13 protein-coding genes and 1 pseudogene are annotated in these 14,444 nt (G+C 69.2%); 13 read left to right on the top strand and 1 reads right to left on the bottom strand.

What is annotated here, in order from left to right:
- The first annotated feature begins 34 nt into the window (after window positions 1-34).
- Together AC3ZJJ_RS05900 and mshC are read left to right on the top strand one after the other, a co-directional pair.
- Complete coding sequence (locus AC3ZJJ_RS05900) at window positions 35-868, top strand: undecaprenyl-diphosphate phosphatase (RefSeq protein WP_489894452.1); 834 nt, start codon at window positions 35-37, stop codon at window positions 866-868.
- Window positions 869-912: 44 nt separating this feature from the next.
- Complete coding sequence (gene mshC, locus AC3ZJJ_RS05905; protein WP_489894454.1) at window positions 913-2,190, top strand: cysteine--1-D-myo-inosityl 2-amino-2-deoxy-alpha-D-glucopyranoside ligase; 1,278 nt, start codon at window positions 913-915, stop codon at window positions 2,188-2,190.
- On the opposite strand, the gene AC3ZJJ_RS05910 is transcribed toward mshC, so the two are convergent.
- Window positions 2,187-3,044 carry a PAC2 family protein gene (locus tag AC3ZJJ_RS05910; protein ID WP_489895705.1) on the bottom strand — a complete coding sequence of 286 codons (858 nt, stop codon included), beginning with the start codon at window positions 3,042-3,044 and terminating at the stop codon, window positions 2,187-2,189. The genes mshC and AC3ZJJ_RS05910 overlap by 4 nt on opposite strands.
- Window positions 3,045-3,190: 146 nt before the next feature.
- Between AC3ZJJ_RS05910 and AC3ZJJ_RS05915 the strand changes: the two genes are divergently transcribed.
- The 11 genes and pseudogenes from AC3ZJJ_RS05915 to AC3ZJJ_RS05965 all read left to right on the top strand — a co-directional run bounded on the left by AC3ZJJ_RS05915 (window position 3,191) and on the right by AC3ZJJ_RS05965 (window position 14,439).
- Window positions 3,191-3,949: an HAD family hydrolase gene (locus AC3ZJJ_RS05915; protein ID WP_489894456.1), complete on the top strand. Its 759-nt coding sequence runs from the start codon at window positions 3,191-3,193 to the stop codon at window positions 3,947-3,949.
- A complete protein-coding gene (locus tag AC3ZJJ_RS05920; RefSeq protein WP_489894458.1) occupies window positions 3,946-5,082 on the top strand; it encodes a site-2 protease family protein in 1,137 nt (378 codons plus the stop codon). Before AC3ZJJ_RS05915 ends, AC3ZJJ_RS05920 begins: the two co-directional genes overlap by 4 nt.
- A gap of 37 nt (window positions 5,083-5,119) precedes the next feature.
- Window positions 5,120-6,289: a tRNA (adenine-N1)-methyltransferase gene (locus AC3ZJJ_RS05925; protein ID WP_489894460.1), complete on the top strand. Its 1,170-nt coding sequence runs from the start codon at window positions 5,120-5,122 to the stop codon at window positions 6,287-6,289.
- Between the two features lie 46 nt (window positions 6,290-6,335).
- A pseudogene (gene arc / locus AC3ZJJ_RS05930) lies at window positions 6,336-8,139 on the top strand (proteasome ATPase); the annotation flags it as partial.
- Window positions 8,136-9,755: a depupylase/deamidase Dop gene (dop, locus tag AC3ZJJ_RS05935; RefSeq protein ID WP_489894462.1), complete on the top strand. Its 1,620-nt coding sequence runs from the start codon at window positions 8,136-8,138 to the stop codon at window positions 9,753-9,755. The pseudogene arc and the gene dop, both read left to right, overlap by 4 nt.
- Before the next feature lie 75 nt (window positions 9,756-9,830).
- A complete protein-coding gene (locus AC3ZJJ_RS05940) occupies window positions 9,831-10,034 on the top strand; it encodes a ubiquitin-like protein Pup (protein WP_489894464.1) in 204 nt (67 codons plus the stop codon).
- Window positions 10,035-10,036: 2 nt separating this feature from the next.
- Window positions 10,037-10,816, top strand: a complete 780-nt coding sequence (gene prcB / locus AC3ZJJ_RS05945) for a proteasome subunit beta (protein WP_489894466.1) — start codon at window positions 10,037-10,039, stop codon at window positions 10,814-10,816.
- Window positions 10,817-11,539, top strand: coding sequence for a proteasome subunit alpha (gene prcA, locus AC3ZJJ_RS05950; protein WP_489894468.1), 723 nt, complete (start codon window positions 10,817-10,819; stop codon window positions 11,537-11,539). It begins immediately after the preceding gene.
- Window positions 11,540-11,542: 3 nt separating this feature from the next.
- Entirely contained in the window at window positions 11,543-12,904 is a 1,362-nt protein-coding gene (gene pafA / locus AC3ZJJ_RS05955; protein WP_489894470.1) for a Pup--protein ligase, read from the top strand.
- A gap of 142 nt (window positions 12,905-13,046) precedes the next feature.
- A complete protein-coding gene (locus tag AC3ZJJ_RS05960) occupies window positions 13,047-14,003 on the top strand; it encodes an FKBP-type peptidyl-prolyl cis-trans isomerase (protein WP_489894472.1) in 957 nt (318 codons plus the stop codon).
- A 40-nt stretch (window positions 14,004-14,043) separates the two neighbouring features.
- Window positions 14,044-14,439 carry an FKBP-type peptidyl-prolyl cis-trans isomerase gene (locus tag AC3ZJJ_RS05965; protein WP_489894474.1) on the top strand — a complete coding sequence of 132 codons (396 nt, stop codon included), beginning with the start codon at window positions 14,044-14,046 and terminating at the stop codon, window positions 14,437-14,439.
- Window positions 14,440-14,444: the final 5 nt, after the last annotated feature.

The following is a 14,444-nucleotide window of genomic DNA, read 5'->3' on the forward strand; positions in this document are numbered from 1 at the left end:
AGGTGCGCGCACAGTGTCAAGTAGTGTCTCACCTGTGAATTGGATCGAAGCTGCCTTCCTAGGCCTTGTACAAGGGCTCACCGAGTTCCTCCCCATTTCCTCCAGCGCACACCTGCGCATCGTCGGGGAATTCCTGCCCAACGCCAGCGATCCGGGGGCTGCCTTCACCGCCATCACGCAGCTGGGAACCGAGACCGCGGTCGTGCTGTTCTTCTGGCGCGACATCGTGCGGATCATCAAGGCCTGGTGCGGTTCCCTTGTGGGCCGGGTGGACCGCAAGGAACCGGACGCCCGCATGGGGTGGCTGATCATCCTCGGCAGCCTTCCGATCGCCGTGCTGGGCCTGCTCTTCGAGGAGCAGATCGACTCGACTTTCCGGAGTCTATGGCTGGTCGCGACCACGTTGATCGTCTTCGGCCTGATCCTCGCCGTCGCGGACACGATCGGCAAGCAGGACCGGACACTCGACAAGCTGACCTACCGGCACGGTATCTATTACGGCCTGGCCCAGGCCATGGCGCTAATCCCCGGCGTCTCGCGTTCCGGCGGCACGATCACCGGCGGCATGCTGATGGGCTACACGCGGGAAGCTGCCACGCGCTACTCCTTCCTGCTCGCCATACCCGCCGTCTTCGCGTCCGGCCTCTACAAGCTGGCCAAGGCACTCGGCGACGGGGGCATGAGCGGACCGTACGGCATGGGTGAAACCTTGTTGGCGACCGGCATCGCGTTCGTCGTCGGCTTCGTGATCGTCGGGTGGCTCCTGAAGTACGTCTCCTCCCACAGCTACCGGCTGTTCGTGTGGTACCGCGTCCTGCTGGGGCTCGCGTTGTACCTCCTGCTCGGTTTCAACGTCATCAGCGCCTAACCGCGCCAGCCTTCCTTCCCGGCAAACCGCAGAAAGGACCCCCCGTGCACGCCTGGTCCGCCCCCCGCATTCCCTCCCTCCCCGGCGCCGCTCCCGCGCCGAGGATCCACGATTCCGCGACGGGGCGCCTGGAGGTTCCCGCCACGTCGGCGGAAGCCGGCCTTTACGTCTGCGGGATCACCCCCTATGACGCGACGCACATGGGGCATGCCGCGACCTACGTCGCCTTCGACCTGCTCAACCGCCTGTGGCGCGACGCCGGCCTCGACGTCACCTACGTGCAGAACGTCACCGACGTCGACGACCCCCTGCTCGAGCGGGCCACGGCGACCGGCGTTGACTGGCGCGATCTGGCGCGCGAACAGACAGACCTGTTCCGCGGCGACATGGAGGCACTGAACGTTGTGCCGCCCAAGCACTACATCGGCGCCGTCGAGTCCGTGGACTGGATCGTTCCCGTGGTGGAGGAGTTTGTCGCTCGCGATCTCGCCTACCGGGTCCCCGGCGCGGACGGCGAGCCCGACGGCGACGTCTACTTCGACGCGCAGGCAGCGGCGTCGTCCGTCTGGTCGCTGGGCAGCGTGAGCGGCCTCGACCGCGAGACCATGATGGGCTTCTTCGCCGAGCGCGGGGGCGACCCCGACCGGGCCGGCAAGCGGGACAGCCTCGATCCGCTGGTCTGGCGCGTGCGCCGCGACGGAGAGCCGTTCTGGGACGGGGCCTCCCTCGGAGAGGGCCGCCCGGGGTGGCACATCGAGTGTTCGGTGATCGCCCGGCGCTTCCTTCCCGCTCCGTTCACCGTTCAGGGCGGGGGATCGGACCTGATTTTCCCGCACCACGAGTTCTCGGCCGGCCACGCCGCGGCGTCGGACGCGAAGCCGCTGGCCGAGCACTACGTGCACACGGGCATGGTGGGCCTCGACGGGGAAAAGATGAGCAAGTCCCGCGGGAACCTTGTGCTCGTCTCCAAGCTCCGCGCCGCGGGCGTCGACCCCGTCGCGATCCGCGCGGTCCTGCTCGGCCAGCACTACCGCACCGATTGGTTCTGGACGGACGCGCTGCTGGAGGCGGCCCGCGGCCGCGTCGGGGCTTGGCGCCAGCGGCTCCCCAGCGCCACCGCGGCCGAGGCCGCGGAGCTGCTGTCCGCCATCCGCGAGCGACTGGCCGACGATCTGGATGCTCCGGGCGCCCTCGACGCCCTGGACACGTGGTCCCGCACCAGCGCGGATCCGTCCGCGGCGGGGACCGGCACGAAACTGGCGGCCGCCGCGGTCGACGCGCTGTTGGGTCTTCGCCTGGTGGAGGCTCCGGCGGGGTCCTAGCCGGACTCTCCGGACGGTCCGCCGTAGCCCTCGCGGCCGTCCCGGTCGCGGCCCCCCCGCGCCCGACGCTTGAGGTACCGTTCGAATTCGCGGGCGATGGATTCCCCCGAAGCCTCCGGTAGGTCGGCCGCGTCCTGCGCCTCCTCCAACTGGTGCACGTAGGCGGCGATTTCCGGATCCTCGCCGGCGAGCTCGTTGACGCCGCGCTCCCACGCCTCGGCGTCCTCCGCGATGGAGTGCACGTCCAGGGTGACCCGCAGCAGTTCCTCCAGCTGGCGCAACAGGGCCAGCGAGGCCTTGGGCGAGGGGGACTGCCCCACGTAGTGCGGCACGGCGGCCCAGATGGACACCGTGGGCAGGCCCGCCGAGTCCGCCGTCTCCGCCAGCACGCCCAGGATGCCCGTGGGGCCCTCGTACGTCGCCGGCTCCGCGGACAGGACCTCCCGGAGGTGGGGATCCTCGCTGGTCATCGTGGCGGGAATGGGCCTGGTGTGCGGGACGTCGGCAAGCAGGGCGCCGACCAGCACCACCGCCTTGACGTTTTCCATCTCGGCGAGCGTCAGCAGTTCCCCCGTGAAGGCCTTCCAGCGGTAGGTGGGTTCAACGCCGCGCACCAGCAGAACATCGACCCCGCTGTTGGGCATCGCGGCCCGGAACAGGCGGGTGGTCGGCCAATGGATGACGCGTTTGCCGGCCGCGTTGCGGCGGACCGTCGGGCGGGAAAACTGGTAGTCGTAGTAGTCGTCGTCGCCGACTTGGCCGACCTTCTTCGCCTTCCACGACCGGGCCAGCAGCCGCACGGCGTCGCTGGCCGCCTCGCCGGCGTCGTTCCATCCCTCGAAGGCGACCACCATGATCGTGGGCCGTTTACCCCCGTTGGGCTCAGCCCCGGCGGCCACGACCTCGGTCAGTGAGCTGCGTTCCTGGAAATCCTCTGCCACGGTCTCACCCTAACGCCATAGCGGCCGGGCGCGTGGTGCTCCGCCGGTAGAATCGAAGCATGCCCCCGACTTCCCTGCCGCCCTCCGTGCCCCAGAACGCCTTCGACGCCGACAACGGCGTGCAGGCCGTGCTCTGGGACATGGACGGAACCATCGTCGACACCGAGCCGTACTGGATCGCCGCCGAGATCGAACTCGTGCAGGCGCACGGCGGGACCTGGACGGAGCGGGACGCCGAGCGCCTGGTCGGGCAGGCCCTGCCCAACAGTGCGCGGATGCTCCAGAACGCCGGGGTCGCCCTGGAGATCCGCGAGATCATCGACATCCTGACGGCCTCCGTGATCGAAGGCGTCCGCGGGCACGTGCCTTGGCGGCCGGGAGCACGTGAACTGCTGGAGGACCTGGCCGCGAACGGCGTCCCCTGCGCCATGGTGACCATGTCCGAGGGGCCGCTGGCCGGGCTGGTCGCTGAAGCGCTGCCGGAAGGCACCTTCCGCTTCCTCGTCACCGGAGACATGGTCTCCAAAGGAAAGCCTGACCCGGAGCCGTACCTGCTGGCCATGCGCACTCTGGAGGTGGACCTGCCGAACCTCGACCCGCGCCGCGTCGTGGCCCTCGAGGACTCCGTGCCCGGAGTCGCCTCGGCCGCCGCGAGCGGCGCGTCGACCATCGCCGTTCCGCACATCACGCCACTGCCCGCATCTGACGCGTGGACTGTCTACCCGACGCTTGCCGGCCTGACGGCCAGCGACCTGGACGAATTCGTCCGCGCATTGCGCCAAGTGCCCGCGGGCCACACGGCCGGCGGAGCCCAATGACCATGGTGGCACCGGCCCGTCGCGAGGGAATCCCACTGGGACGGCTGTTCGGCGTGCCCGTGTCCCTGGCCTGGTCCTGGTTCGTGATCGCCGCGTTCATCGTGGCGGTCTTCGGGCCGGACGTGGCCCGCGCCCTGCCCGGCATCGGCCCCGGGGCGTACGTTGTCGCCCTGGCCTACGCCGTCCTGCTGCTGGTTTCGGTGCTGATCCACGAGCTCGCGCACGCGGTCAGCGCCAAGGCCTTCGGGTGGCCCGGGGCGCGGATCGTTCTCACGCTGTGGGGCGGCCACACGCAGTTCGGCAGCTTCCACGCCACTCCCGGCAAGTCGCTAGTGGTGGCCCTCGCCGGCCCGGTCGCCAACTTCGTCCTGGCCGGACTGGGCCACGCCTACGCCCTTGTGGCCGAACCGGCCGGCGTCGTCGGACTGCTCGTCACCATTCTTGTCTGGGCCAACTTCCTGGTAGCCCTGTTCAACGTCCTGCCCGGCCTGCCCCTGGACGGCGGCCGGCTCGTCGAATCGATCGTGTGGCGGGCAACCGGATCGCAGGAGCGCGGCACCGTCGCGGCCGGTTGGGCGGGCCGGATCATCGTCGCGGCGCTCATCGCCTACTTCGTGGTCCGCCCCCTCGCCCTGGGTATCCCGCTGGACCTGCAGTTCACCATCGTCGCGGTGCTTGTTGCCGGTTTCCTGTGGACAGGGGCCACCCAGGCGATCCGCGACGCCCGCATGCGCCAGCGACTTCCGCTCGTCGCCGTGCGCGCGCTGATGGAGCCGGCCACGGCCGTCCCGTCCTCGTTCACCGTTGCGGACGTCGACGCAGTGCTGGCGGCGCGTCCGGGCCATGTGCTGCTGCTCGGCGGCGACGGCAGGCCCGAGGCCGTGGTGGACAACGCGTCCCTGGCCGCCGTGCCCCTCGAACTGCGCGGAACGACGCCGGCCGGCAGCGTCGCGCGGGCGCTGGCCTCCGGAGCGGTGGTCTCCGAGTCGGGTTCGGGGCGCGACCTCATCAATTTCCTGGCGGGCCTCAGCGGCAGCGAATACGCGGTCACCGACGCCTCCGGCAAGATCACGGGCCTCCTGGTCCAATCGGCCGTCGTCGGCGCCATCACCGGCCGCCGGCCCCAGTCCTAAACACTTCAGCACTGAACCACACGGAATGAGCCACAGAATGTCAGACGAGCAGCAGCCCGCACACACCACCGGGCAGAACGAGCCCGACGCCGCCGCCGGGCGGGACGGCATGAATACGCACGCGGGCCCGCACGGCGCGATCGCCCGCCGCGGACCGTTGCGCGCCGGGGACCGGGTCCAGCTGACCGACGAAAAGCGCCGGATGAACACGATCACGCTCACCCAGGACGGGGCCTTCCACACCCACAAGGGCGTCCTGGCGCACAATGCGCTGATTGGGCAGCCCGAGGGTGTCGTCGTGGAGAACACCACGGGGCACCGCTACCAGGCCCTGCGGCCCCTGCTGAAGGACTTCGTGCTGTCCATGCCGCGCGGGGCGGCGGTGGTCTACCCCAAGGACGCCGCCCAGATCGTCACCATGGGCGACATTTTTCCGGGCGCGCGTGTCGTCGAGGCGGGCGTCGGCTCGGGCGCCCTGTCCATCTCCCTGCTGCGTGCGGTCGGCGACGCCGGCTACCTGCACAGCTTCGAGCGCCGCGAGGAGTTCGCGGACATCGCCCGCGGCAACGTGGAGACGATCTTCGGCGGTTCGCACCCGGCGTGGGACATCACGATCGGCGACTTCCAGGAGAAGGTCCTCGAGACCGAGGAGCCCGGCTCCGTGGACCGTGTGGTGCTGGACATGCTGGCGCCCTGGGAGTGCGTCGACGCCGTCGCGACCGTACTGGCGCCCGGGGGCGTGTGGGTGAACTACGTCGCCACGGTCACCCAGCTCTCGCGGACCGCCGAGGCGATCCGCGCCGACGGCCGGTTCACCGAGCCCGAGGCCTGGGAGTCGATGGTCCGCGGCTGGCACCTCGACGGTCTCGCCGTCCGTCCGGACCACCGCATGGTCGCCCATACCGGCTTCCTGATGACGGCCCGCCGCCTCGCCGACGGCGCTGCCGGAATCCCTGGACAGAAGCGCATGAAGAACATGGAGTTCGCCGCGGAGGACGTCAACGCGTGGACCCGCGGCCACGACCCGGAGGCGTGGGACGCGCCGGCGCTGGGGGAGCGCGGCGTCTCCGACAAGCGGCTGCGTCGGGCCGCCAAGGACGCCGCCTCGACCGTCCAGCGCGGGGCCTTCCGCGACGGTGAGACGCCCGGCGGCACCCGGGCCGACGGGGCCGGCGCGGCGCAGCGCAACGAAGACTCCGAACAATAGGGCGTGAGTGCGCGGCTGACTACGATGGTTTGTAGCCGCCCCGCCCGGGCGGCGAACAGCGAAGGAGTGCTCACATGCCGACGGAACCGCAGGCCGGAACCGGACCGGAAGCCGCGGACCGCGAGGCCCGGCTCCAAAGCCAGTTGGGGCTCGCCGAACGCCAGCTCAACGTCCTGCGCGACAAGGCACGGCAGCTCGACCGCCAGTTGGGCACCGCGACCCAGAACAACGCGCGGATGGTGGCCCTGCTGGAGCGGACGCGCGCCGAGATCGTGACGTTGAAGGAGGCGCTGGAGAAGGACGGCGACACGCCGTTCAGCCACGGCACCATCGTCCAGATCAATCCGAAGCGCCATCCGGAGGCGGGCAAGTCCATCGCCTCCGCCGCCGTCGAAAGCGTCGACATCGTCCAGAGCGGGAGGAAGCTGCGGGTGTCGGTGAGCCCGCTGCTGAACTTCGAGGCGCTCGAGATCGGCCAGGAGGTGCTACTCAACGACTCCCTGACGGTCGTGGCCGGGCTCGGCTTCGAGGCCTCCGGCGAACTGGTCGCCGTCAAGGAGGTCCTCGACGACGGGAGGGTGCTCGCAGTCGGCAGGGCCGACGACCAGAAGGTGGTGCGCCTGGGCGGTCCGCTGCTGAGGGAACGCGTCAGGGTCGGCGACAGCCTGGCCATCGACCCGCGCACGGGTCTGGCGATCGAGCGGGTCCACCTCTCCGACATGCAGTCGCTGGTCCTCGAGGAGGTGCCGGACATCTCCTACGCCGACATCGGCGGCCTGGGCCAGCAGATCGAACAGATCCGCGACGCCGTCGAGCTGCCGTTCCTCCATGCCGACCTCTACCGCGAGCACGGGCTGAAGGCGCCTAAGGGCATCCTGCTCTACGGACCGCCGGGTTGTGGAAAGACGCTCATCGCCAAGGCGGTGGCGCATTCGCTGGCGGAACGGACGGCCGAGCTGCGCGGCGGCGAGGCCGCGCGGAGCTACTTCCTGAACATCAAGGGTCCCGAGCTGCTGGACAAGTACGTGGGCGAGACGGAGCGCCACATTCGCCTGATATTCGCCCGCGCCCGTGAGAAGGCCACGGGCGGCAATCCGGTGGTGGTGTTCTTCGACGAGATGGACTCGCTGTTCCGCACGCGCGGCACCGGAGTGTCCTCCGACGTCGAAACCACGATCGTCCCGCAGTTGCTCAGCGAGATCGACGGCGTGGAGAAGCTCGACAACGTCATAGTGATCGGCGCGTCCAACCGCGAGGACATGATCGACCCTGCCATCCTGCGTCCCGGGCGGCTGGACGTGAAGATCAAGGTCAAGCGGCCGGACTCGGAGGGCGCGGCGGAGATCTTCGCCAAGTACCTCACGCAGGACCTCCCCCTGCACCCCGAGGACCTGGCGGAGCACGCCGGGGACCGGGACGCGACGGTCCGCGAAATGATCCGGCAAACGGTCGAGGCCATGTACGCCACCGACAAGGACAACGAGTTCCTCGAGGTGACCTACGCCAATGGCGAGACCGAGGTGCTGTACTTCAAGGACTTCAATTCCGGCGCGGTCATCCGCAACGTGGTGGATCGGGCCAAGAAATCGGCCATCAAGGACTTCCTCACCACGGGAATCAGGGGCCTGCGCATCGAGCACCTGCTGCGCGGTGTGGTCGACGAGTTCCACGAGCACGAGGACATGCCCAACACCACCAACCCCGACGACTGGGCGCGGATCTCCGGCAAGAAGGGCGAACGCATCACCTACATCCGCACGATCGTCCAGGACAAGACCGGGTCGGGGGTGGGGCGCAGTTTGGCCGACGACGGCACGGGGACCTACTCCAACACCGGGCAGTACCTGTGACGGTCCGCCGCGTCGTCGGCCTGGAGACGGAGTACGGCGTCCTGGCGCCCACGCAGCCCGGCGCCAACTCCACCCTGCTGTCCGCCCAGGTGGTGAACGCGTATGCCGCCACCGTGCGGCACGGGTACGGCCATCTGGCGGGCACCCGCTGGGACTACGCGGACGAGACGCCGCTGGTCGACGCCCGCGGTTTCTCGATGTCCCGGGCCGACGCCGACAGTTCGCAACTGACCGACGAGCCCCGGGAACTCACCGCCGAGGAAATCGCGCTGGCGGGCGGCGAGGCGCGCATCGGCGAAACGCTCTACGCGGAGGAGACTGGCACTCCGGACGCGGCCGGACACGTCCTGATGAACATGGTCCTCGGCAACGGGGCGCGCCTCTACGTGGACCACGCGCACCCCGAGTACTCGTCGCCGGAGACCACAAATCCGCTCGACGTGGTCCTGTGGGACCAGGCCGGCGACCAGGTGGCCTTGGCTGCCGCCAGGCACATCGCCCAGACGCCGGGTTTCGCCGAGGTGCTGCTCTACAAGAACAATACCGACAACAAGGGCGTCAGCTACGGCGCGCACGAGAACTACCTGATGCCGCGGTCGACTCCGTTCGGGGACATCGCGGCCGGCCTCATCCCGTTTTTTGCCTCCCGGCAGATCCTGTGCGGATCCGGGCGCGTGGGGCTGGGCGTCACCGGGCGCACCCCCGGCTACCAGATCAGCCAGCGCGCCGACTTCTTCGAGGCGGAGGTGGGGCTGGAAACAACGATCCGGCGTCCCATCGTCAACACCCGCGACGAGCCGCACGCTGCCTGGGACAAGTACCGCCGCCTGCACGTGATCGTCGGGGACGCCAACCTCGGGCAGGTCTCCACATACCTGCGGGTGGGCACCACTTCGCTGGTGCTCTCGCTGATCGAAGCCGGCCGCGCGCCCGCCATAGAGCTCCGGGACCCGGTGGGGGCACTGCAGCGCATCAGCCACGATCCCGGGCTGCGGACCGTCGTGGAGCTCACCGACGGCCGCCGCATGACTGGGCTGGACCTGCAGGAGCAGTACCTCGACGCGGCGCGGCTCCTCTGCGCCGATACCGGAGCCGACGACGAACAGACGTTGGACGTGCTCCGGCGCTGGCAGGACACCCTCGATGTCCTCCGGCGCGACGTGATGGGTGCCGCCGCGCAGGTGGACTGGATCGCCAAGTACCGGCTGATGGAGCAGTACCGGGAAAGGCACTCCCTCGCCTGGGACGATCCGCGGATCTCGCTGATGGACCTCCAATGGGCCGATATCCGCCCGGAGAAGGGCCTGTACCACCGGCTGGCCGCCCGCGGCGTCGTCGAGACCCTGCTGACGCCGGACCGGATCGCCGCCGCCGTGGCGGCCCCGCCGGAAGACACGCGCGCCTACTTCCGCGGACGGGCCTTGGCGGACTATCCCGACGACGTGGTGGGGGCCAGCTGGGACTCCGTCATCTTCAGCGTTCCGGGCCGCGCGGGCCTCGAGCGCGTTTCCATGCTCGAGCCCCTGCGGGGCACCCGCGGTCTGGTCGGCCCGCTGTTTGAGGCGGGCCTGGAGATCGGCGAATTCGTGGACCGGCTGCGCTCCGGCCGGCCCTAGGCACCGCCCCGCCGCAACGAGTGGCAAGATGGACGTGGCGGCGTCGCCGCCGACACGCGACATAAGGAGGACGCCATGGCCCAGGAACAGTTCAAGGCCAAGCCGGTGGAGCAGACGCAGGACATCGACGAGGCCCCGGCCCCGGCAGGAGCCGGCGCGTCCGCGGGCAAGCAGGACCAGACCCAGGGCGTCGACGACCTGCTCGACGAGATCGACGGCGTGCTCGAGACGAATGCCGAGGAGTTTGTGCGCGGCTTCGTGCAGAAGGGCGGCCAGTAGCGGTGGATGTGCCCGCCGGCCCCTCGTTCCTCGAGTACCTCGTCCGCGAACGACCCGACCTGCTCCCGGCCCGCGAGGCGGTTTCCGCCACCGAAGGACTCAGGCACGCCACCACGATCGTCGCGCTCGAATACGACGGCGGCGTGGTCATGGCGGGGGACAGGCGGGCGACCATCGGAAACGTGATCGCCAGTCGCCACATGGAAAAGGTCTTCGCCACGGACCGCTACTCGGTGGTCGGGATCGCCGGTTCGGCCGGGATCGCGATGGACATCGCCCGGCTCTTCCAGGTGGAACTGGAGCACTACGAAAAGATCGAGGGAACGCTCCTCAGCCTGGACGGCAAGGCCAACAGGCTGGCCGCGATGATCCGAGGCAACCTGCCGATGGCCATGCAGGGCATGTCCGTTGTCCCGCTGTTTGCGGGGTTCGACCCCAACCGCGGGAGCGGTCGCATCTTCTCGTTCGACATCACCGGCGGCCGCTACGAGGAGCAGGAACACCACAGCATCGGCTCGGGTGCGGTCTTCGCGCGTGGCGCGCTGAAGAAACTGTGGCGCCCGGGCCTGGACGCCGACGCGGCCGTCGAGGTGGCCGTCGAGGCGCTGTACGACGCTGCCGACGACGATTCCTCCACGGGGGGGCCGGACCTGGTGCGGCAGCTGTGGCCGGTGGTTTTCTCGGTGGGCGCCGGCGGCACGCTGAAGGTCGCCGACGAGGCGTTGGCCCGGGTGGCCGGCGGCATCGTCGGGCGCCGCTCCACCGTGGGAAGGGAAGCCTAGGTGTCCGCACAGTTCTATGTCTCGCCCGAGCAGCTGATGAAGGACCGCGCGGACTTCGCGCGCAAGGGCATCGCCCGCGGAAGGTCGGTGGTCGTCGCGAGCTGCGTCGACGGCATCGCGCTGGTCGCGGAGAACCCCTCCGCCTCGCTGCGGAAAGTCAGCGAAATATACGACAGGATCGCGTTTGCCGCGGTCGGCAAGTACAACGAATTTGAGTCGCTCCGGCAGATCGGCGTCCGCTACGCCGATACGCGCGGCTACTCGTACGACCGCGAGGACGTCACCGGGCGAGGCCTCGCCAGCGTCTACGCGCAGAGTCTCGGTGGCGTCTTCACCGCCGAGAACAAGCCGTTCGAGGTGGAGCTGGCCGTTGTCGAGGTCGGTGCCGTTCCCGCCGGCGACCACCTGTTCCGGATCAACTTCGACGGCTCCATCTCCGACGAGCCGGGGTTGATCATCATGGGCGGCGACTCCGAAACGGTTTCACGGGCCATGGACGGCGCGTGGGGCGGCCACAACGGGCCCGACGGCGGAGTCGCTGGGGCCATCCGCGCGGCCGCGACTGCCCTGCCGGGCGTGGCGGACGGACCGGACGGCGCCCGGATGCTGGAAGTGGCCGTGCTGGACCGCGATCCGCTGGCACAACACGGAACCAGGCGCGCCTTCCGGCGCCTTGGCGCCGCCGACGTTGCCGCGGTGTTGGCCGCCGGCCGAGGGGAGTAGGGCATGGACCGCAGGATTTTTGGCATCGAGACCGAATACGGGATCGCGTACTCCGCGCCGGGCGGGAGGCCGCTGACGCCGGAGGAGGTGGCGCGGTACCTGTTCCGCAAGGTGGTCGCGTGGGGTCGCAGCTCGAACGTCTTCCTCACCAACGGCTCCAGGCTCTATCTCGACGTCGGATCGCACCCCGAGTACGCGACCGCAGAGTGCGACGACGTCGCCCAGCTGATCGCGCACGACCGGGCCGGAGAGGCGATCCTCCAGGACCTTGTGGTCAGTGCCGAGGAGCGGATGCGGGAGGACGGTTTCCCGGGTTCGGTGTACCTGTTCAAGAACAACACCGACTCCGCGGGCAACTCCTACGGGTGCCACGAGAACTACCTCATCCCCCGCCGCCTCGAATTCGCGCGCCTCGCGGAGATCCTGATCCCCTTCCTCGTCACGCGCCAGCTCTTCGCGGGCGCCGGCAAGGTCCTGCCAGTCGACGGTGAACACCGCTTCGCGTTCTCCCAGCGCGCGGACCACGTGTGGGAGGGTGTCTCCTCCGCGACAACGCGGTCGCGCCCCATCATCAACACGCGCGACGAGCCGCACGCCGATGCCGAGCACTACCGGCGGCTGCACGTGATCGTGGGCGATTCCAACATGTCCGAGACCACCCAGCTGGTCAAGGTCGGCAGCACGGACCTGATATTGCGCATGATCGAGGCCGGAACCATCATGGACGACTTCCGCCTGGAGAATCCGATCCGCAGCATCCGCGAGATCTCGCACGACCTCACGGGGCGCACACCCGTGAGGCTCGCCAGCGGACGCGAGATGTCCGCCCTGGAGCTTCAGGAGATGTTTTACGCCAAGGTCGGCGCCTTTCTGGACCGGGAGGGCGCCCACACGGAGCACGTCCCGCGCGTCATGGATTTGTGGCGCCGCGCGCTCGACGCCGTCGCCGGCCAGGACGCCTCAGGCATCGACACGGAGATCGACTGGGCCATCAAGCACAAGCTGGTGCGCGGGTACCAGGACCGCCACGGACTGGATCTGTCCGCGCCGCGGATCGCCCAACTCGACCTGACATACCACGACATCTCGCCGACGCGCGGGCTGTTCCAGCTGCTGCGGGCCCGCGGGCTCGCCGCGTCGGTGGTTGGCGAGGACCAGGTGCGGGAGGCCCGGTCGCTGCCCCCGCAGACCACCCGCGCGAAACTGCGGGGCGATTTCGTCCGGGCGGCCAAGGACGCGGGCCGGGACTTTACGGTCGACTGGGTTCACCTCAAGCTCAACGACCACGCGGGACAGACGGTGCTCTGCAAGGATCCGTTCGCCAGCTCGGATCGGCGCGTCGAGGAACTGCTGGCACTCTTGTAGCGTCTTCCCGCGCCACACTACGGTCGAGGGGACGCGGCCTGCTTAGAATCCTCACAGGGAATGCGCCTAAGCTGGTGGCGACTCATTTCGTTCGGCGCGCCGGACGGGCTGGAAGACAGTGACCCCAACGAAAGTTGAATTCGTGCGCAAGCTTTTCGCAATAGTGCTGGCCCTGGCCCTCTTGGCCCTGACCGGCTGCGGGGCCGGTACCCCGAAGACCGTGGGGGACGCCGCGCCCCTCTCTTCCATCGACATCACCCCCGGCGGGGACGACAACACGGCACCCACCGTCAAGTTCGACACCCCGCTGAACGCGACCGCCGCGGGTGCCCAGGTCATCGAGGAGGGCGACGGCGCCGAGATCACGGCGAACCAGAACGTCTCCTACAAGCTGGCCGGCTACAGCACCACGGACGGCAGCGAGCTGGGCAACCTCTTCGCCAGCGACCCGCAGATCCTCTCGCTCACCGACGAGATGAAGGAAGCCGATCCCGAGATCTACAACATCCTGCTGGGTTCCAAGGTCGGATCCTGGGTCGCCTATGTGCGCCCGACCCCTCCGGCCGCAAGCACCGACGGCGCGAGCAGCGCGCCGGCCGAACCGGCCACCGCCAGCGAGGTCCTGGTCCTGAAGGTCGTCGGAGCCGAGAACATTCCAGAGCCGCCGCGGACGCTCGAGCAGTCCGAGGTGAAGGAGCTCGTCGACTCCGGCGCCTTCCCGACCGTCAAGTTCGACAAGGACGGCAAGCCGACCATTTCCCTGCCCGAGGGCAAGGAGGCGCCCGACGGACTCGCCGTGCACGTCCTTGAAGAGGGCAAGGGCGAGGCCCTGACCGAGGACTCCACGATCACCGCCGACTACGCCGGAGTGCGCTGGGAAGACGGCAAGGTCTTCGATTCAAGCTACGAGCGTGGCGAAGCGGCCGAATTCGGCCTTACCCAGGTCATCCAGGGCTGGACGAAGGGCCTGGCCGGTCAGAAGGTCGGCTCCAAGGTCGTCCTGAGCATCCCCGCCGCCATGGCCTACGGCGACGACGCGGCCGAGGGAAGCCCCGCCGGGCCCCTCGTGTTCGTGGTCGACATCAAGTCCGCCAAGTAGCCTAGTTACCGGCAAACGCACACCCACCGAAAGGAACGCCATGTCTTTTGGACAGCGCGAGTACGACCGCACCAAGCCGGAAATCGAGTTCCCGGGCGAGACCGCCCCCACCGAGCTCGTCAGCGAGGACATCATCGTCGGCGACGGCGCGGAGGCCGTGGCCGGCAGCACCGTCTCTGCCCACTACGTCGGAGTTGCCTGGTCCTCGGGCGAGGAATTCGATTCCTCGTGGAACCGCGGCCAGCCGCTCGACTTCAAGGTCGGCATCGGCCAGGTCATCCAGGGCTGGGACCAGGGCCTTCTGGGCATGAAGGTCGGCGGCCGCCGTCGCCTGGAGATCCCGCCGCACATGGCCTACGGCGAGCGTGGCGCGGGCGGCGCCATCGGCCCCGGCGAGACGCTCATCTTCGTGGTGGACCTCGTCAACGTCCGCTAAACGCG

Source organism: Arthrobacter sp. AOP29-A2-19 (assembly GCF_058138025.1).

What these genes read in the sequence shown, in the direction of transcription:
- AC3ZJJ_RS05910 (WP_489895705.1), bottom strand. Translation starts at nt 3,044, where the DNA reads ATGGTGGTCGCCTTCGAGGGATGGAACGACGCCGGCGAGGCGGCCAGC.
- AC3ZJJ_RS05915 (WP_489894456.1), top strand. Translation starts at nt 3,191, where the DNA reads ATGCCCCCGACTTCCCTGCCGCCCTCCGTGCCCCAGAACGCCTTCGAC.
- AC3ZJJ_RS05920 (WP_489894458.1), top strand. Translation starts at nt 3,946, where the DNA reads ATGACCATGGTGGCACCGGCCCGTCGCGAGGGAATCCCACTGGGACGG.
- AC3ZJJ_RS05925 (WP_489894460.1), top strand. Translation starts at nt 5,120, where the DNA reads ATGTCAGACGAGCAGCAGCCCGCACACACCACCGGGCAGAACGAGCCC.
- AC3ZJJ_RS05940 (WP_489894464.1), top strand. Translation starts at nt 9,831, where the DNA reads ATGGCCCAGGAACAGTTCAAGGCCAAGCCGGTGGAGCAGACGCAGGAC.
- pafA (WP_489894470.1), top strand. Translation starts at nt 11,543, where the DNA reads ATGGACCGCAGGATTTTTGGCATCGAGACCGAATACGGGATCGCGTAC.
- AC3ZJJ_RS05965 (WP_489894474.1), top strand. Translation starts at nt 14,044, where the DNA reads ATGTCTTTTGGACAGCGCGAGTACGACCGCACCAAGCCGGAAATCGAG.